Origin of the sequence: uncultured Bradyrhizobium sp., from assembly GCF_964252615.1 — a bacterium.
Lineage (GTDB): Bacteria > Pseudomonadota > Alphaproteobacteria > Rhizobiales > Xanthobacteraceae > Bradyrhizobium.
Genome location: NZ_CAXUNQ010000030.1, coordinates 37,089 through 55,991, shown reverse-complemented (window position 1 = coordinate 55,991; position 18,903 = coordinate 37,089). Strand labels below are relative to the sequence as shown.

Genomic DNA, 18,903 nt, shown 5'->3' with positions numbered 1-18,903 from the left:
CGAACGCAAGGCCGGATTAGCTTAACCGGGTGTCCATCAAACCGGCAGCAGCTCAACGGGCGACATTTCAACCGGGGCCATCGCACTCCCACCAGCCGCTGAAGCTCGGTGCCTCCGGCTATGAGGGGGGTCTTCGCACGGCTTACCCGACCCCGCTATCGTGCGGCCCTGTCCGGCAACCCGCAGCGCCATTCTTACGGCTCATCTCTGTTATCATCCGCTCCGTCCACCCAACGAAATGGCGGATAACTTCAATAAGTCTCCGGTTCCCAAGTCGGATCCACTCCACTTACTATCGACCTTGCTAGTTCAGCCGATCATCGTTTGTGGATAATTGTCGCTCCCAGCAGTGCTCCGCACTTTGCGGCAAGTACGAGCGCAAATTCAGGTCGGCTGGAACGCTGACGTCTGGAGAATGTCGGTGCGGACCGTCTCCAGCGCGTCACCCGACAGCCTGTTCATTAAGCCCGGAGCCGACAATGAACATACACTCGACATCGAAGATCGACCGCGCCGGACTGATCCACGTCATGTTTCGCGATCTAGCCAAACTTCATTCGAAGAACACGGCCATAAGCTTGAGAAAATGCCCTGCCACGTCGTCGATGAGATCGGCCGTTGTCGAGCGTCGGCGCCGGAGATGATGACAGCCGAGATTCCTGGTTCGTCGACGGCAAGGCGGGCTCTTCTCGTATCCGCGGGCGAGCGCGTTGAAGATCTCCAAATCCAAGCCTGCGATCCTACGCTGCTGGAGATCGCCCCTCCGTCTTGCTGTTTCGAGGAAATCCATGGTCCTTCAGGGGCAGTTGAAATTCTGCGCGGTTCTACGAATGCAGACTAGCTGCCGTTTGGGCCGTTCCTGCGCGCAAGAAAATGGGCTTCTGGCTCTCTTTGCAGTGACTACAGAGGACTTATCTAGAACGGTCGAACTGTTCCAGGAATGCGCCGGAGGAGCGGGTGCAGAGTCCAGATAGATCGCTTTCGAAGCGAAGAGCAAAGGTTTATCCGGCGTTACGCGAGATGTGCCTCGACTATAGGTTCTGGCCGAGGCAACAACTGCACATCGAGGAACTGGCAGGCGTTCTTTCCTCGAGCGCTACTCCCGTGCGGGAAGCCTTAGCGCGGCTCGCCGGCGAAGGACTGATAGAGGCCGTGCCTAACCGCGGCTACGTTGCCAAGACGCTGTCTGAAGACGAAATGCGAGGCAGTCTTGACTTGCTGTTCACGCTCTTGAAGGAATCCATCACACGTTCTCCGCCGGAACGCTGGATATCCGGAATGGGTGGCCGACCTTCCGAATTACCGGAAGACGCGGACGCCACCTTTTCGTTCGTCAACGACACGTTCACGCTCATTGCTCAGCTGTCCGATAACGAGGTGCTGTTCGAACACATTCTACGGTTGATCGAGCTTACGCGCTTCGTTCGGCGGCTGGACATGGAAGATCCAAATGCGGTCGCGATGACGCGCCGGTCGGTTATCGGCTTGAGGGAGAACCTCGCCGCCGGGGATAGTTGTTCCGCCCTTCAAAATCTACATGAACAGAATCGTGACGTTCAGCAACGTCTTGCACATGTCGTCAAGGAAGGGCGCGCTCGATCGATATCGCAGAAGCGCTCGCTGACGCCGCGAATGTCGACGGCGTGACTTCCAGGATAGAATCGATCGAAACCGCCGGCGCGTCATGTCGGGTTGCCCTCAATGCGCCAATCCTTTGCACGAAATGTTGACTGTCGTGGCATCGATTGAAAGACGGGTGTTCGATAACGATGCGTGCAGCGGGCGAGCCCTGCGCCTTGCAGATAATAAGGACCGGATTCTGCGCGGCGGGGCTCTTTCCAGGCGCGATGAAGATAAGAAATTTTGAAGCCAAACGAAATCAAACACAAAAATATATTTGCGCAGATATGAGCGCGTAACAAAGTAATCTATTGTGCGAAATATCGCTCAAAATCGTATCGGCAAAGATAGTTTTAAATATCACTTTTGATTCAGGTCCCCCTGCCGTAGCGTCTGGCTCGTCAACCTCTAGTAGAGCAGATAAATGCAAGACGTCGTGGTTCGCAACTCCGAACAATTCAGCATGCAATTGAACAACCTAAGCTGGCCGGTATTGCCCGCTCAGCCGATTTCCCCGCATGGCACCGACGCCGGTACGGAAGGAAACGGCTTCGAACCCTCGTCGAATCACCTGGCACTCTGCGCTCCGCAGTCGTCGCTGCATCAGAGCATCTATCGCCTCGATTTTTCGTAACCCCGACTGCTTTGTCGTCCAACAAAACCCGTTCCGGTTATTGGTTGATGAGACTTAAGGGTGCGAAAAATGGCAACGAGCTATGATAAATTTGTCCCCTATACGCGTTCAACTATTCATAAAATCCCGCAATGGGAGACTTTGACTAAGGATCAGAGGGAAGCGATCTCCCTGATTTCTCTTGTTCTACCGTTCCGGGTGAATTCTTATGTCGTGGACACGCTCATCGACTGGACCAATATTCCGGACGATCCCATTTTTCAGTTGACCTTCCCGCAGCCGGGGATGTTGCACCCCGACGAATTTGAGCAGTTGCGCGCGATGGCCGATCGCGGCGGGGCGGATCTGGCACATCTGATCCGGCGTATCCGTCACCGTATGAATCCGCATCCTGCCGGTCAATTGACCCATAACGTCCCGATGCTCGACGGCAAGCTGCTCGAGGGCGTTCAGCACAAATATCGCGAGACGGTGCTGTTCTTTCCCTCTGCCGGACAATCATGTCATGCCTATTGCACGTTCTGTTTCCGCTGGCCGCAATTCGTCGGCATGAACGAATTGAAATTCGATGCCCGGTCCTCACATCAATTGGCGGCCTATCTGCGCCAACACCGCGAGGTGACGGATGTTCTGATCACGGGCGGCGATCCGCTGGTAATGAATACCCGATCATTGGCCGGCTACATTGAACCGCTGCTCAGCCCAGATCTGGATCATGTGCAAACAATACGGATCGGCACGAAGGCGTTGTCCTACTGGCCGCAGCGCTTCGTGACCGACCGAGACGCTGACGACCTTCTGCGCCTGTTCGAGCGGGTGCGCGCTGCAGGCAAAAATCTGGCGTTGATGGCTCATTTCAACCATCCGAATGAACTGGATCCGGAGATCGCGCAAACAGGTCTGCGGCGGATTGCGAACGCAGGGGCTGTGGTCCGCATGCAGGCGCCCGTCATCCGGCACATCAACGAGAACCCCGACGATTGGGCGCGCATGTGGACGTTGGGCGTACGCCTTGGCGCGGTCCCCTATTATATGTTTGTTGAACGAGACACCGGGCCGAACGACTATTTCCGGCTGCCGCTTGTACGCGCCTACGAGATTTTCCAGGCGGCATACCGCCAGGTGTCGGGTCTGGCCCGTACCGTCCGCGGACCGTCCATGAGCGCTTTCCCGGGCAAGGTATTGATCGACGGCGTCGTAAGAATCAACGGCCAACAATGCTTCGCCCTGCAGTTCCTGCAAGCCCGCGACCCCTCGATCGTTCGCCGGCCGTTCTTTGCCAAGTTTGATCGGAATGCGTACTGGCTGGACGACCTGCAGCCGGCGTTCGATGCCGAACCGTTTTTCTTTGATGCAAAGGCGGGCGAGGCCCATGACCAGGCGGCCGAATGAGCACCGCAAGCGTGCCCATGCTCCCGCACGTAAGGCGTTCGCTATGCGGCGTACCGCGCACTACGACCGCAAAAACAGCGGGAATTTCTTGGCGGGGATCCGTTTCATGCGTCCAAGATCCGGTTGAGGGAGACCCATATGAGTAGCTTTCAACTGGCTATCATTGGCGGCGGTCCCCGTGCCCTGACAATCCTGGAGCGGTTGCTGGAACACAAGGAGCGGATGCCTCGCAATGCAATGCTCAATGTGCTGGTCATCGATCCGGGTAACCTCGGCGAGGGGTCGCATCCCACGGATCAAGCCAACCATCTGCTGATCAACACCCTCGCATCTCAAGTGACGATGTATCCTCCACGCATTGCTGGCGAAGCGGATACAGGGACGTCATTGCTCGATTGGGCTGCTGCCCAAGGCTATCGGCGGTTTGCAGACGAATACCGCATCGCGAGAGAACCGCAGGAGGAATCCTTAAGCGAGCACCTGCCGCGTCTGCTCCTCGGCAGGTTTCTGGCTGCCTTCGGCCGAGAGGTGATTTCGGCGCTGCCCGGCAACATCCGCGTTCAGCACGTGCGGGCAAGGGCAACCGATATCCGGTACGAGGGCGGCGATTATGCAATCGAACTTGATAACGAACAAACCCTCCTTGCAAGCCATGTCATACTGGCAATGGGACACGGTCATCGCGCGCCGACAGCGGACGACCGGCGGCTGGCGACGTTCGCCCAAGCCGGGCGTGCCGCCAATCCCCATCTCGCTTACTATGCTTCTCCTTATCCGATCAGCGAGCTGGACACCATCGCAGATGGCAAACGCGTCGCGATTCAAGGTCTCGGCCTCACCGCTCATGACGTGGTTTCAGCGCTAACGATCGGTCGCGGGGGCGTCTATCGAGAAGACCATGGCAAAATGGTTTACCGGCCTTCCGGGCGTGAGCCACGCCTGTGGCTCTGCTCCCGACACACCTTGCCGTTCGCAGCTCGTGGCATCAACCAGAAGGGCCGAACAGGACGTCACATCTGCCAGTTCTTCACGCGTCAGGCCGTGAAGCACGTCGCCGGGAAGCGGCATGCGCAGATCGATTTCGAAAGCCAACTGTTACCTTTGGTCATCAAAGAAATGGCCTACGCCTATCGTGTCGCGGAAGGTGGTGAGCCCATCGACGCAAGAGGCTTTGAACCGACACCCGAGGAGGTCCGGTTAATAAGGCGGATTCTCTGGCCGCTGGAAGACCTGAAGTTCAGGTCGTCGACCGAGTTCCGTAACTGGTTTCTGGCCCGGATAAAGGAAGATCTCCAGGAAGCGTATCGGGGCAACTGCACCAGCGGCGTCAAGGCCGCAACCGATGTGTTGCGCGACGCCCGCGAGGGCTTTCGCGAAGCGGTGGAATTTGGTGGTCTGACACCGGCGTCGCACCGCTATTTTCTCGAACAATTCAATCCGATCATCAACCGCGTTTCGTTTGGCCCGCCATTGCGCCGCAACGAAGAATGGATTGCGCTGTTCGAAGCAGGCATCCTCGATGTCGCCGGAGGACCGGTCACCAGAATCGAGACGCCGGAAGATGATTGCGTTTTCCACGTTGCTTCCGACTGCTCCGGCTATATCGGGGTGGACGCCGTAATTTCGGCACGGCTGGACAATTACTCGCCTCTTACCGATTGCGCTCCTCTGTCGGCCAAGCTTCTGCGGCGCGGGTTGGTGAGACCGTTCATGAACGGCGAATATCATCCAAGCGGCATCGACATCGACGCGAACCTGCGCGTCAAGGATGCCGGGGGTACGGTTCAGCGCAGGTTATGGGCCGTCGGATTCGTGGTCGAGGGGCCACATTTCTATACACATGCCTTGCCGCGGCCCGGCATTGCGTCGAGACAGACGGCCGACGCCGAGCATATCGCGCTCGCGCTATACGACGACATCGTTGCGAATGCCCCCATGCGGCTGGGTGTGACGACTGATCCCCAACAGGAGGTGGCGTGATGACTACCAGTATTGCGACGGACAAGAAGATCGTGGCGAAGCTGCCGGGCACCAGACAGGAGAGACATACTATGCCAAGGCCGGTTGATAATGCTTTGTCAGGCCGCGTCTATATAGGCGACCTTACATTTGATGATTATCTGAAGGAAATTCGTCAGAGTTATCCTGGTCTATATGATCTCCTCGAACCAACGCGCATCGAGGCGGGAGCAATCGATGCATACATCAAGGAAATGGAAAGAGTGTCCTGGGAATTCGAGGACAAGGACGTAGGCGGCCGCGGCGTAGCGTACATTCGGGCGCAGGAGAGTTTCGACAACCGAAGGGTCGGGATGGAAACTCTGATAAAGTGCTTCTCTGCATCTTATAGCGACGTGCCCGGCCCTGAGTTCCGGATTCTTGACGTACTGGGCGGCGGCGGCACCGTCGCGCGCTTCTTGTCGACCTTGGAAATACCTACCCCTTCCATCATCACCGCCGATCTCTCCAAATTAATGATCGGCGCCTGCCGGGCGAAACATCTGCCCTATATCCGTCAATCCGCAGCCAGAAGTCTGTTTCGCGATAATGTGCTGGATGGCGTTCTGATTGCCTATGGCAGCCAACTTCTGAGTTTGGAGGTTCGGCAGCTCGCCGTTTCCGAAGCGCATCGTACACTCAAGCCTGGGCACCGGCTCGTGTTGCACGCCTTCGAGGTAGGTGAGCATGTCGCAAGATTTTTTGACGAGGTGGTGCATCCGTATTCGCGCACTGGCCATCCCCACGAACACTTCACTCGTCCGGGCATCCTGGATATTTTTACCCGAGCCGGCTTTCGAGATCTCAGACTATTCGAAATAAGCGATCCGTTCATTTTGCGCGGGCAGACGCCCGATGAGGCAAGACGCAACGCGATCATGCACCTGTACCGTATGTACGATCTCGTCAAGGTCGCAAATGCCGAAGCCGATATCGAGTCGGCGCTCGGGCCTCTCATTACAGATACCCTCGGGCCCATCTCGATCTCACGTGATCAGGATAATTACGCCGCCCGGATTCCGCGTACCACATTGGTAGCGGTGGGTACCAAGAGTCAGTGAAGGAGCAAGGAGAAACACATGCAAAATGTCAAATTGAGCGCAGAAGCGATCGCAAGGGCCCATGTCGAACCGACACACGTGCAGGGAGGCATCACGCGCTGGATGTTGCAGAAGGTCGACTTTCCGGAAGGGTGCACGATCGACACCAGCATCATCGAGGTCCAGGCCGGTACCAACGCGGCCCCGCACACCCATCCCGGCGTCGAGATCGGCTACGTTCTCGGCGGCAACTTCTACCTGTGCATCGAGGGCCGGCCCGATCAGCCCCTTGGCGTCGGCGATTCCTATTCGATCCCGGCCGGCGCCGTGCATTACGCCAAGGTTCCCGGCGACAAGACGCTGAGGGTGCACTGCGCCTTTATCGGGGAGAAGAACAAGCCTCTGGCCACGGTGGAGGCGCCGGCCCACTAGCGGGGAATTCGGGCGGAGATCAAAAGAGAACGATCTCCTTCCCTTCAAACGAGCAAGGAGAAACACATGCAAAATGTCAAATTGAGCGCAGAAGCGATCGCAAGGGCCCATGTCGAACCGACACACGTGCAGGGAGGCATCACGCGCTGGATGTTGCAGAAGGTCGACTTTCCGGAAGGGTGCACGATCGACACCAGCATCATCGAGGTCCAGGCCGGTACCAACGCGGCCCCGCACACCCATCCCGGCGTCGAGATCGGCTACGTTCTCGGCGGCAACTTCTACCTGTGCATCGAGGGCCGGCCCGATCAGCCCCTTGGCGTCGGCGATTCCTATTCGATCCCGGCCGGCGCCGTGCATTACGCCAAGGTTCCCGGCGACAAGACGCTGAGGGTGCACTGCGCCTTTATCGGGGAGAAGAACAAGCCTCTGGCCACGGTGGAGGGCAAGGCGTAGTACGGCCTCCGATGCATGGCCGGCGCAAGCAATTGCGCCGGTTTCGGCGCGTGGCCGGACCTGCGTAATGAACACGCTCTGTCCGTCCGAATTTGACGCTCGGACGGCATCATGTCGCCGCGCGTCACCCTTCCGGTTACGCTTCGGCACCGCCAATCAGGACGACAACAAAGGCCGCGGCGACGTCCTTCAACTGCTTGCGGCTGTATCCAGCGCGCTCCATCACGGCCAGTCCTCTCGTGAAGGTAACGACGACCCGAGCAAGTCGATTTGCGCCGAGCGCCGGCAGCCGGTCGGGGGCAGAGCTGATTGCTTCGCTGATGAGCCGCTCGAGTCGGCCGAGCATACCTTGCACGCGCTGGCGCACTGCTGTGCTCGAAATAGCCGCATCGAGCGCAGTGCGCGTTGTCAGGCAACCTCGCGGAGGTGAACCGCCGGTCATATTCACAACGATCACGTCGAAGAAATTGCGGAGCCTGTCCGCAGCGCCGCCCTCGGCCAACGCATTGCCGGCCGCTTCCAGGAATTCCTCGGCGTACTGGTCGAACGCGTGCAGGAAAATCGCTTCCTTGTCACCGTAAGCATTGTAAAGGCTGCCGCGCTGGACGCCGGTCGCAGTGGCGAGATCCTGCATGGTAGCGTCGTGCAAACCCTTCCGCCAGAACACATCCAGTGCGTTGGCGATCACGTCCTGTTCGTCAAACTGACGCACGCCCACCATCCGGCTCACTCCATCGTTTATTGTTGACATTGTTGTCAAGATTGACATTATTGTCAAGGATCGTGTTACCGCCATACCGAGCGTATCCGGGACTTGAAATGACCGATTTCATCGCGAAAGTCGACGACGCTAGAAACGATATCTGGAGGGAGATCGTCACGGCGCTGGGGTTATCCATCGCTGCAGCGGTCGCATTGGGGTTCTCTCGTTTTGCCTACGGGCTGCTGCTGCCGCCGATGCGCGCGGATCTGGGATGGACGTATGTTGAAGCCGGCGCACTGAACACCGCGAACGGAGCCGGTTATATCGTGGGCGCGCTCGTCGCAGCGTGGACCGCCAAGCGGTGGGGCACAGTGCGTGCCTTTATCGCAGGTTTCGCGGTGAGCGTCATGGTTTTGCTGCTGACCGCGGCGACCCCTAGTTTCTCCGTCCTCTTCGCATTGCGAACCGTCGGAGGCATTTCGACTGCGATCACCTTCATCCTGGGTGCCGGATTGGCTGCTGCAATCTGCCCCATGCAGGATCCTCGCCGGCGCGGCAACCTTGTCGTCCTGTATGTTGGGGGCGTAAGCATCGGCCTCGTCCTGGCAGGCGCGGCCATACCGATCATTCTGCAGGGCGGCGTGGAGCGGTGGCCCGAGGGCTGGGTTGTGCTGGGCCTCATGGCTGCCGCCGGATTGCCTCTAGCCTGGCGGGCTGCCCGCAACGTGCCCGAGCCGGTGGGCCGCAGCTTGGCCATGTTGAAAATTCACGAATTCCGTCAACTGGCGCCCACGTTTATCGGCTACGGGCTCTTCGGAGCCGGCTATGTAGGCTATATGACGTTCATCATGGCCTTGTTGCAGAAGCAAGGCGGCAGCAGCGGGCAGATGATCTGGTTCTGGCTGGTTCTGGGGCTTGTTTCGGGCGTCTCTACTCTGCTGTGGGGAAGAGTTCTTGGAACGTTTCACGGCGGTCGCGGGCCGGCCCTGGTATTCGCGACGGCCATGGTCGGCGCCCTGCCGGTTCTTGTCTACCCCGGTCCGACAGCGATGTTCGTGTCCGCGGTCCTTTTCGGGGGCAGCTTTCTGGCAGGCCCGGCAGCAATCACCATCGTGGCGCAGCGCCAGTTGCCTGCTTCGTCCTGGACGGCGGCGATCTCCCTGCTGACCGTCGGATTCGCATTCGGACAGACCGTCAGCCCGATTCTGGCGGGAGCGATTTCCGACGCCACGGGAAGTATCGCCGCAGGCTTCTGGGTCTCCCCCATTCTGTTGGGCTTGGCCGCGTGCGCAAACTTGCTGCAACGTCCGCCGCCAGCCGTAAGCGCGATGTGATGAGGTGGTTCCAATCACAATGATCGTTCAGGAGAAGACATCATGCAGGAGCGAGAAGGCGGTTGTCTGTGCGGCGCGGTGCGTTACGTATTGAAAAGCGAGCCGCGAGGCATCGCAATATGTCATTGTACGCACTGCCAGAAGCTGAGCGGAAGCTTGTTCTCCCTCAACCTCGTCCTCAGAGAAGCGGACTATGAGCAGTCCGGTGAAACCGTGACCTATGTGGACATGGGCGATAGCGGCCAGCCGGTATACCGCCATTTTTGCGGGAACTGCGGCTCGCCTATCCTTGCCAAGACCGCATTGATGCCTGGAAAGGTCGTGGTGAAGGCGGGCACTCTCGACAAGTTGGAGGGGTTACAGCCTCAAGCGGAAATATATACCGATCATGCGGTGGAATGGCTGACGCCGGTTCCCGGTGCCACGCGTTTTCCGCAGAATGTTTGATGGGGATGGCAGGTACGCGGCCGCCGCCGGCCCCGTGCCACCGCGGTTGTCCCGTATGGGTGCCGTTGAGATGCCGCCGCCAGAAGCTCGCGGAACGCCATCGAGCGGAAATTCCAAAAGCGAATAGCGCCACGGGTTGACGCGGCACGCCGGCTTGCGGCACCCGGGGCTTGCCATCGGGTACGGCACCGTTATATCGGGATTTCCGCCGCAACTTCGAGCGAGATCAATGACGTCTGCCGCCACCGCCACCGTCGAATCCCAACCATTTCAGGCCGAGGTCGCCGAACTGCTCCATCTGATGGTGCATTCGGTCTACTCGGAAACCGACATTTTCCTGCGCGAACTGATTTCGAACGGCTCGGATGCCTGCGACAAGCTGCGCTATGAGGCGATCGCCAATCCCGGACTGATCGATGACGGTTCACAACCGAACATCCGGATCGCACCTGACAAGAAGGCCAACACGCTGTCGGTCATCGACACCGGCATCGGGATGGATCGGCAGGAACTGATCGACAATCTCGGAACCATTGCGCGTTCCGGTACCCGATCTTTCCTTTCCCGCCTTACCGAAGCCAAGGACGGAGCCGGCCTGATCGGTCAGTTCGGCGTCGGTTTTTATGCGGCGTTCATGGTCGCTGACCGCATCGTCGTCACCAGCCGCCGCGCGGGAACGGATCAGGCATGGACCTGGACATCATCCGGCGGCAGCGGATTTGAAATTGCGCCCGCGAGTGAAGAGGACGCCGGGCGCGTCGCCCGCGGAACAGAAATCGTTCTGCATTTAAAGCCGGACGCGGCGAAATATCTGGAAAGCCATGAGATCGAGCGGATCGTCACCGCCTATTCGGACAATATCCAGTTTCCGATTCTCCTGGTGCCGGAAGAGGGTGAACCGCGCCAGATCAATTCCGCAAGCGCGCTGTGGCAGCGCTCGAAATCGGAAGTAAAGCCTGAAGATTACACGCAGGCTTACAGGGCGATCGCCGGCGCGTTCGACGAGCCGGCCATGACCCTGCATTATCGCGCCGAAGGCCGCCAGTCCTACGCGGTATTGCTGTTCGCTCCGTCCACAAAGCCGTTCGATTTGTTTGAACCGACCCGCAAGGGGCACGTAAAGCTCTATGTCCGCCGGGTGTTCATCGCCGACGATGCGGATTTGCTGCCGGCCTATCTGCGGTTTATCCGCGGCGTGGTCGACAGCGAGGACCTGCCCCTCAACATCTCGCGCGAAATGCTGCAGAACAATCCGCAACTGACCCAGATCCGCAAGGCGGTCACGGGCCGCGTGGTCGGTGAACTGGAAAGCCTGAGTGAGAAGGAGTCCGAAACTTTCGCAAAAATATGGGATGCGTTCGGTCCGGTGATCAAGGAAGGAATCTATGAGGATTATGAGCGGCGCGAGAAACTGCTGGCGCTGTCACGCTTCACCACGACCACAGGCGAGAAACGGTCGCTGAAGCAATACGTTGAAGATCTTAAACCCAACCAGACCGAACTTTATTATCTTGTCGGCGACAGCATTGAACGCCTGAAGTCGAATCCCAAGCTGGAATCGGCAAGCGCCCGCGGCATCGAGGTGCTGCTGCTGACCGATCCGGTCGATGCGTTCTGGACTTCGGCGCCAACCGATTTTGGCGGCAAACCGCTCAAATCGCTCAGTCAGGGCGACGTCGATTTCGGGCTGGTCCCGCTCGTCGAGGAGAGCCCCGGCGAGGAAACGTCCGGCGCCGATGAAGCCGCCACCGTCGCCGTGATCAAGGACACCCTGGGCGATCGCGTATCCGACGTGCGCGCGTCGCAGCGGCTGACCACCAGCGCGTCGTGCCTTGTTGCGGGAGGTTTTGGACGGGATCGCCAGCTCGAGCGATTATTGGCTCAACAGAATAAAGGCTTTGGCACCAAGCCAATTCTCGAGATCAACTTGCGTCACCCGCTGGTCGCCGCCATCGCGACCAAAAAGGATGCCGCCGCCGATCTGTCGTTTCTGCTGCTCGAGCAGGCGCAGATCCTCGACGGGGAACTGCCGGAAGATCCGGCCGCATTCGCAAGCCGGCTCAATCGGCTGGTTCTACAAGGCGTATCCGGGGAAAACGGCTAATTCGTCGTTCCGATCGCCTCTTCGTACGAACCCGCAATCCAGACGCCGTGCATTACCTCTGGATTCAGGGTTCGCCGTTTCGCGACGCCCCGGAATGATGGCTGAACCGGATCTCAGAACCGACCGTATCTGCTAGACTGCTTCAGAACCGGAATCATCTCATGGAGACGACCAAGCCCGGTAGCCGTGACACCTTTTATGCGAGCATTCCGGTCTTTCACGGCTTTGGCAGCCTGATGGATCCAGCGCTGTATGCGCCGTTGCCCGACGATTGGAGCATCGGAATCGCCGACATCGTGGAATCGACGAGGGCCATTGCGGAAGCGCGCTACAAGGCGGTCAACATGGCCGGCGCAGCGGTGATTGCTGCGGTCACCAACGCGCTTGATGGACGCGAGTTTCCGTTTGTGTTCGGCGGCGATGGCGCAAGCTTTGCGGTGTCGCCGGACGATCTCGACCGCGCCCGCGACGCGCTCGCCGCTACCGCGGCCTGGGTGAAAGACGACCTCGACCTCTTGATGCGGGTTGCACTGGTACCGGTGGCCAGTGTTCGGACGCAGGGCCTCGACGTTCGCGTCGCGCGGTTCGCGCCGTCGGCTAACCTGTCCTATGCCATGTTCTCCGGCGGCGGATTGGGCTGGGCTGAGACTGCGATGAAGCGCGGTGAGTTTTCTGTGGCGCCTGCGCCGTCCGGCACCCATCCCGATCTCACCGGTCTGTCGTGCCGGTTCGAGGAAATTCCCTCGGTGCATGGGCTGATCCTGTCGGTGTTGATCGTGCCTGCAACCGGCGCGGACCAAACGGCCTTTCGCAGGCTGATCGAAGATGTCATTGCGCTGGTCGAACGCAGCCCCGACGCCGGCCGGCCAGTCCCGCCGGGCGGCCCCGGCATTCGCTGGCCACCGGGCGGAGCCGAGCTTGAGGCGCGCGCAATGCGCGGAGGATCGCTGTTCAGGCGCCGTGTCATCGTGCTTGCGAACGGATTGTTCGCCTATCTGATCATGCGCTTCGGCATCAGCGTCGGCGGCTTCGTTCCAAAAACCTATGTGCGACAGGTGGTCGAGAATTCCGACTTCCGTAAATACGACGATGGGCTGCGCATGATCCTGGATTGCACGCCGGAGCTGGAGCGCGCGCTGACGCAGCGGCTGGCGTCGGCCGCCTCGGCCGTCATCATCAGATATGGGCTGCATCGGCAGGATGCCGCGATGATGACCTGCTTTACGCCGTCAGCGCTTCGCAGCGATCACGTACATTTCATCGATGGCGCACGCGGCGGCTATGCGTCGGCGGCAACGGCGCTGAAGGCCATGCCGGCTTGATTCATCAGCGCCGGGTTCGGGTCCAGGTTTCGCCGCCGCACAGTGCGCCGACGCAGCCCTCGACCCTTAGCGAGTCGGGACCCGATACCGAGACATTGCTGACATAGGTGCCCCCATCGTCGGCGTTGTAGATGTGGCCCGACCACCTGTTCGGGCCTGATGCCCGCATGTCGGTGAACAGTGGAAGGCCGATCATCGGACGCGTTGCCAAGGCCCGATTGGGATTCTTGTCGTCCACCATCGGCTGCCCGGTCGCGGGGTTGACGGGGTCTCTCAGCCAAACCACCACTCCGCAAATCTGTGCGCCACATTTGCTGACGCGTACCTTTGCGTCGCCGGCCTGGGTCAGCCAGATGCCCGACGGATCGCTTATCTGCGCGCTGGCGCCAGGCGCATTGAAGAGCGCGATCAGGAGCGTGACGAAAAAACCGAATCTTGCAGTCATGACAGTCCCTCGACAATCCGGCCTGCATAACAAACGCCCGTAATTCTGCAATGCCTATCGGCGGGCAAGGAGGAAGGTCGAATGTTGATAAACCGGCTCACTTGCCCCAGCCTGTCAGGCGAATCGACGCCGCGGTTGAGAGTCCGAACACAACCATCGCGCCGCCCACGAGTGCGAACAGGGTCCATGCCGGGGCATTCGAAGACGCAAGCCACCAGCCGCCGATTGCGACGATCAGCAGCCTCCCGGTAGACGCCAGCACCGGACCACCGACTTTCGCAGCACCCTGCGAAGAAAAATAGAGGCACACCCCCACTCCGAAAAATCCGAAGGCCGGGCCTGCCCATGTGAAATAGGAATAGGCCGCGGCAGTAACGCCGGGATCGCTGGTGAACAACGACACCCATAGCGACGGTTTCGAGGCCACGACCAAACCGACCAGGCCAACGGTCAGGCCGGATGCCGCGCCGGCAGTCCAGGCCACGCGACGGGCACGCGCGACGAGGCCGGCTCCGATCGCCATGCCGACCATCGGCACCGATGCGACGCCGAACGCGAATGCAATAGGAATCAGCAGGAATTCCAGACGCGAACCCATGCCGTAACCGGCCAGCGTCTCGTCACCGAAGCCCGCGATGATCTTCGTGAAGATCAGGATGGTGATGACGGTCTGCAGCGGCGACAGGCACGATACCGCGCCGACTTTCAAAATGTCGAAGAACATGCCGCGCTGGAACGTGAAGCCCGAGAAATTCAAGCTGAGGCGACTGCGGCCGCTGAGGAGATACCAGATCAGGAAGGCTGCGCCGAGTGTGAAGGCTATGAGTTGGCCTGCCGCGACGCCCGGCATCCCGAGCTGGGGCGCGCCGAACAGCCCGAGACCGAACGTTCCGCCCATCAGGATCTGGCAGGCAGCGACGCCGATGAGCGTCGCCGAAGGGATTCTCATATCGCCGGTGCCGCGTACCACCGAGGCCAGCGTGTTGACCAGCCAGATCGCAACGGCGCCGGAAAACAGCACCTGGGAATAGCCAGCCGCCTCCTCGAGTACGGCGCCACGGCCACCGAGGGCCGAAAAGAAGGCGCGGCCGAACAGCAGCATCATCACGGTGAAGAAAATGCCGCCGCATGCGCCGATCATGGCTGCGTGAAGTGCCAGGATTGCCGCACGGTCCCGATTGCCGGCGCCGAGCGCGCGGCTGATGGCGGACGAAACCCCGCCGCCCATCGCGCCGGCCGACATCATCTGCGTCAGCATGGTGAAAGGAAACACGAGTGCAATCGCCGCCAGCGGCACGATTCCGAGCCGGCCGATATAAGAGGTTTCGGCTACCGCGACCAAAGCGCTGCCGAACATCGCGATTGTATTGGGAATTGCAAGCTTCAGCAGCGTCGGAAGTATCGGCGACGTCAAGAGACTGTTGGCGGGAACGGCCTTGAAGGGAACGCCGAGTGGGGCATCGATGGTCATGGCGATTTTTACCGGACAGTCCGCGCAACGAATAGAGAATAAATTATGACCAACATATTATGGGTACCGGGCCTGATCCGCCAGCAGGGCCGGCGCATTCGTCACCACGGCAATCCGCATAGGTCGATAACGCCAGTTCGCGGCGAGCGTTTGATGTGGAATATAAAGGGCGACATGGCCTCGAATCGGATGCGCCCCTCCGGCTGTTCGGCGTAGACCTCTCCACCAAACGGATGCCAGCCGCGCGACTGATAAAACGCGAAATTGTGCGGCTCGCAGAACAGCAGGGCGAATTCTACCGCTTCGTGGTCGCGCAGGGTCTGGACCGCGGCATTCAGAGCGATGCTGGCATAGCCCTGGCGGCGGCGGTCCGGGCGTGTCGCCACGCCGCCGACGCCACCGATATGAAGCTTGCGTCCGTTCCAGGTTATGTCGCGAAAATAGATGCCCACATGGCACGCCAGTCCGTCGGCGGGCGTCTCAACCAGCACGCGCAGATCGGCGTTCGCCCACTTGATGTGACGCCACGGCGACGTGGCCATGATCTCCGGCGACCAGACTGTCTTGAACAGCGGTTCTGCCGCCGGCCACGATGTGCTTCCGTTTAAAACATCGATTTCGATGCTCATTTGCTCTCACTCCTGCGCACAGTGCATTCCCTTAATACGCGGCTTGCGGATGGCAAGGCATCGATTTCAATGCCAGACTGTACCAAATCGATGCGAGGGATCGCCATGACCGCGGCACCACTCGGCACGCTCCGGCGCTGGTCCATTCTGGGCGGCGTGGCCATTTTGTTGAGCCTCGCCATGGGGATGCGGCAGAGCTTCGGCCTGTTTCAACCGTCGATCATTCACGATACGGCGATTACCGCCGCCGACTTTTCGCTGGCGACGGCGCTGCAGAACGTGGTGTGGGGCGTCTCGCAGCCTTTGGTGGGATGGCTCGCCGACCGTTTTGGCGCGCGCTACGTGATGTTGAGCGGCGTTCTGGTCTACGCGGCCGGTCTGGCGATCATGATGATCGCGACGTCGGCGCTGATTTTCACGATCGGCGCCGGTCTCTGCATCGGCCTCGCGTTGTCGTGTACCGCCTCCAGCATGACGATGACGGTAACGTCGCGCACGGTGGCAGCGGCCGAACGCAGCGTCGCCATGGGCGCGGTATCGGCCGTAGGATCGCTCGGTCTTGTGATTGCCTCGCCGCTCGCGCAGACGCTGATCTCCGCGGCGGGTTGGCAAGTGGCGCTGATCGGCTTTCTCGGATTGGCCTCGGTCATGTTGCCTGCGGCAATTTTCGCCGGCCGCGCCGACGCAATAGCAATCGAAAAGTCCGACAACGGCGATCAATCGATCGGCGCCGCGATCCAATCCGCGCTCGGCCATTCCGGCTTCATCGTGATGGCTATCGCCTATTTCGTTTGCGGTTTGCAGCTTGTGTTCCTCACTACGCACTTGCCCAACTATCTGTCGATCTGCGGGCTCGATGCATCGCTCGGCGCAACCGCGTTGGCCATCATCGGCCTGTTCAACGTTATCGGCTCCTACAGCTTCGGCTGGCTCGGCGGGCGCTATCCGCGGCAAATATTGCTGGGCGGTATCTACATCATCCGTTCGATCGCCATCGCCGCCTATTTCACGTTCCCGGCGACGCCGGCCTCCACCATGGTGTTCGCTGCGGTAATGGGCTCGCTGTGGCTCGGCGTGGTGCCGCTGGTCAACGGGTTGGTGTCCCAATTATTCGGGCTGCGCTTCATGGCAACCCTGACCGGGATCGCGTTCCTCAGCCATCAGGCCGGATCATTCACTGGTGCATTGGGTGGCGGCGTGATCTACGACAGGCTTGGCAGCTATGATCGTGCCTGGCAGGCCGCGGTCATCGTCGGATTGATCGCCGGAGCATTCCAGATGCTGATGAATGTCCGCCCGCCGCGGCGCCGCGAAGCCATTGATCGTGGGCTGCCCAGTGCGGCGTGACGGTTCATATTGCTGTATGTAACGCAGATGGAACCTTCTATAAGGGTTCCTGTTAAGTTATCGTCTCCCATCATTGCGGACATTCCCATGACCTTCACGCTTCCCGATCTCCCTTATGCCCACGACGCCCTCGCGCCCCATATGTCCAAGGAAACCTTGGAATATCATCATGATAAGCATCATCAAGCTTATGTCACCAACGGCAATAACGCGATCAAGGGTACCGAATTCGAAGGCAAATCCCTTGAAGAGATCGTGAAGGGCTCGTTCGGCAAGAATCCGGCGGTCTTCAACAACGCCGGCCAGCACTATAACCATTTGAACTTCTGGAAATGGATGAAGCCCAACGGCGGCGGCGACAAGCTGCCGCCCAAGCTCGCCAATAAAATCACCGCCGACCTCGGCGGGCTTGAAAAGTTCAAAGCCGATTTCACCGCCGCCGGCATCGGTCAATTCGGTTCAGGCTGGGCGTGGCTGTCGCTGAAGAACGGCAAGCTCGAGATCTCGAAGACACCGAACGGCGAGAATCCGCTGGTCCATGGCGCCACGCCGATCCTTGGCGTCGATGTCTGGGAGCACTCTTACTACATCGACTATCGCAATCGCCGTCCGGATTACCTGAAGGCTTTCCTCGATCATCTGGTGAATTGGGAAGAAGTCGATCAGTCGCTCGCGCGTGCCAGTTGACATTCGTTGCCGGGCCTTAACCCGGCAATCCATTCGCTTGATGGTTTGCAACGGAGGCGGCCGGCGTGATACGCCTGCAACAGATACGAAGGGCGGCAGTTGCGGCTGCTGCCCTTTTCGTTTGCGCGAGGGTCTGTGACCCTTGCAGTGACCGGATGCTTGCGGCAAACCTCGACAACGGCTGACCTGCCGCTGTCGGTTGAGCAAAGCGTGATGAATTATATTCTGGTTTTTATCGGCGGCGGCGTCGGATCGACACTGCGCCACATCATCAACGTCGTCAGCGCGCGCGTTCTCGGAACGGCCTTTCCCTATCACACGTTTATCATCAACGTCACCGGATCGATCGTCATGGGCCTGATTGCAGGCTATCTGGCGTTCAAGGGCGATGCGGCGCAGCCCTGGCGGCTCTTCCTGATGACCGGCATTCTCGGCGGCTACACCACGTTTTCGGCTTTCTCGCTGGACGCAGCGCTGCTTTATGAGCGCGGCGAGGTCGGGCTTGCAGTGTTGTACGTGCTTGGATCGATGGCGCTGTCGATTGCAGGCCTGTTTGCCGGCCTCGCACTGGTACGGCATTTCGCTTGACGTGTCCGTACCTCGGACCTCCTACGTGGACATGCGTTATGTTATAATATAACATTTACAGATGGCTCGCCACTCTCATCGCCGGGGAGGTGATAACCGGCACGCCCATGGTCATACCCATGGGCCAACGGTGCCGCATCCGGCGCAAACGGCATCGTGGTCGATTCTGCGCATGACGCTGGTTACGCGGCTTGGCGCGGCGCTTGCGGTCAGCGCCGGCCTGTGGGCGGTCGTGCTGATGGCGATGAGGTAAG

At 59.7% G+C, this 18,903-nt stretch carries 19 protein-coding genes; 14 read left to right on the top strand and 5 right to left on the bottom strand.

What is annotated here, in order from left to right:
* Positions 1–553: 553 nt before the first annotated feature.
* The gene (locus tag ACFE72_RS15605) at positions 554–790 is read right to left on the bottom strand and encodes a hypothetical protein (RefSeq protein ID WP_375414018.1); all 237 of its coding nucleotides are present in this window, start codon (positions 788–790) and stop codon (positions 554–556) included.
* 167 nt (positions 791–957) lie between these two features.
* Between ACFE72_RS15605 and ACFE72_RS15600 the strand changes: the two genes are divergently transcribed.
* The 6 genes from ACFE72_RS15600 (at position 958) to ACFE72_RS15575 (ending at position 7,572) form a co-directional block, all read left to right on the top strand.
* Complete coding sequence (locus ACFE72_RS15600; protein ID WP_375414017.1) at positions 958–1,647, top strand: GntR family transcriptional regulator; 690 nt, start codon at positions 958–960, stop codon at positions 1,645–1,647.
* A gap of 676 nt (positions 1,648–2,323) precedes the next feature.
* Positions 2,324–3,646: a KamA family radical SAM protein gene (locus ACFE72_RS15595; protein WP_375414016.1), complete on the top strand. Its 1,323-nt coding sequence runs from the start codon at positions 2,324–2,326 to the stop codon at positions 3,644–3,646.
* 138 nt (positions 3,647–3,784) lie between these two features.
* On the top strand, positions 3,785–5,626 hold the full coding sequence (locus tag ACFE72_RS15590) for an FAD/NAD(P)-binding protein (protein WP_375414015.1): 1,842 nt from the start codon (positions 3,785–3,787) through the stop codon (positions 5,624–5,626).
* Positions 5,626–6,705, top strand: coding sequence for a methyltransferase domain-containing protein (locus ACFE72_RS15585; protein ID WP_375414014.1), 1,080 nt, complete (start codon positions 5,626–5,628; stop codon positions 6,703–6,705). The genes ACFE72_RS15590 and ACFE72_RS15585 overlap by 1 nt, the downstream gene beginning before the upstream one ends.
* A gap of 18 nt (positions 6,706–6,723) precedes the next feature.
* Entirely contained in the window at positions 6,724–7,116 is a 393-nt protein-coding gene (locus ACFE72_RS15580) for a cupin domain-containing protein (protein WP_375414013.1), read from the top strand.
* 66 nt (positions 7,117–7,182) lie between these two features.
* Complete coding sequence (locus tag ACFE72_RS15575) at positions 7,183–7,572, top strand: cupin domain-containing protein (protein WP_375414012.1); 390 nt, start codon at positions 7,183–7,185, stop codon at positions 7,570–7,572.
* Between the two features lie 136 nt (positions 7,573–7,708).
* Here the strand turns inward: ACFE72_RS15575 and ACFE72_RS15570 are convergent, their stop codons facing one another.
* Positions 7,709–8,293: a TetR/AcrR family transcriptional regulator gene (locus tag ACFE72_RS15570; RefSeq protein ID WP_375414011.1), complete on the bottom strand. Its 585-nt coding sequence runs from the start codon at positions 8,291–8,293 to the stop codon at positions 7,709–7,711.
* A gap of 98 nt (positions 8,294–8,391) precedes the next feature.
* Between ACFE72_RS15570 and ACFE72_RS15565 the strand changes: the two genes are divergently transcribed.
* The 4 genes from ACFE72_RS15565 to ACFE72_RS15550 all read left to right on the top strand — a co-directional run bounded on the left by ACFE72_RS15565 (position 8,392) and on the right by ACFE72_RS15550 (position 13,482).
* Positions 8,392–9,609 (top strand): YbfB/YjiJ family MFS transporter, encoded by a 1,218-nt coding sequence (locus ACFE72_RS15565; protein ID WP_375414010.1) that lies wholly within the window; start codon positions 8,392–8,394, stop codon positions 9,607–9,609.
* A 42-nt stretch (positions 9,610–9,651) separates the two neighbouring features.
* On the top strand, positions 9,652–10,056 hold the full coding sequence (locus ACFE72_RS15560; protein ID WP_375414009.1) for a GFA family protein: 405 nt from the start codon (positions 9,652–9,654) through the stop codon (positions 10,054–10,056).
* 229 nt (positions 10,057–10,285) lie between these two features.
* A complete protein-coding gene (gene htpG, locus ACFE72_RS15555) occupies positions 10,286–12,160 on the top strand; it encodes a molecular chaperone HtpG (protein ID WP_375414008.1) in 1,875 nt (624 codons plus the stop codon).
* Positions 12,161–12,321: 161 nt separating this feature from the next.
* Positions 12,322–13,482 (top strand): DUF3095 domain-containing protein, encoded by a 1,161-nt coding sequence (locus ACFE72_RS15550; protein ID WP_375414007.1) that lies wholly within the window; start codon positions 12,322–12,324, stop codon positions 13,480–13,482.
* A 4-nt stretch (positions 13,483–13,486) separates the two neighbouring features.
* Here ACFE72_RS15550 and ACFE72_RS15545 read toward each other — a convergent pair whose 3' ends face one another.
* From ACFE72_RS15545 to ACFE72_RS15535, 3 genes are all read right to left on the bottom strand, one after another.
* Positions 13,487–13,927 (bottom strand): DUF2147 domain-containing protein, encoded by a 441-nt coding sequence (locus ACFE72_RS15545; protein ID WP_375414006.1) that lies wholly within the window; start codon positions 13,925–13,927, stop codon positions 13,487–13,489.
* Between the two features lie 97 nt (positions 13,928–14,024).
* Positions 14,025–15,398, bottom strand: a complete 1,374-nt coding sequence (locus ACFE72_RS15540; protein ID WP_375414005.1) for an MATE family efflux transporter — start codon at positions 15,396–15,398, stop codon at positions 14,025–14,027.
* 101 nt (positions 15,399–15,499) lie between these two features.
* Positions 15,500–16,027: a GNAT family N-acetyltransferase gene (locus tag ACFE72_RS15535; RefSeq protein ID WP_375414004.1), complete on the bottom strand. Its 528-nt coding sequence runs from the start codon at positions 16,025–16,027 to the stop codon at positions 15,500–15,502.
* Between the two features lie 105 nt (positions 16,028–16,132).
* On the opposite strand from ACFE72_RS15535, the gene ACFE72_RS15530 reads away from it, so the two are divergent.
* The 4 genes from ACFE72_RS15530 (at position 16,133) to ACFE72_RS15515 (ending at position 18,902) form a co-directional block, all read left to right on the top strand.
* Complete coding sequence (locus ACFE72_RS15530; protein ID WP_375414003.1) at positions 16,133–17,374, top strand: MFS transporter; 1,242 nt, start codon at positions 16,133–16,135, stop codon at positions 17,372–17,374.
* A gap of 87 nt (positions 17,375–17,461) precedes the next feature.
* On the top strand, positions 17,462–18,061 hold the full coding sequence (locus ACFE72_RS15525; protein WP_375414002.1) for a superoxide dismutase: 600 nt from the start codon (positions 17,462–17,464) through the stop codon (positions 18,059–18,061).
* Between the two features lie 213 nt (positions 18,062–18,274).
* Positions 18,275–18,649 carry a fluoride efflux transporter CrcB gene (crcB, locus tag ACFE72_RS15520; RefSeq protein ID WP_375414001.1) on the top strand — a complete coding sequence of 125 codons (375 nt, stop codon included), beginning with the start codon at positions 18,275–18,277 and terminating at the stop codon, positions 18,647–18,649.
* A gap of 61 nt (positions 18,650–18,710) precedes the next feature.
* Positions 18,711–18,902: a hypothetical protein gene (locus ACFE72_RS15515; protein ID WP_375414000.1), complete on the top strand. Its 192-nt coding sequence runs from the start codon at positions 18,711–18,713 to the stop codon at positions 18,900–18,902.
* Position 18,903: the final 1 nt, after the last annotated feature.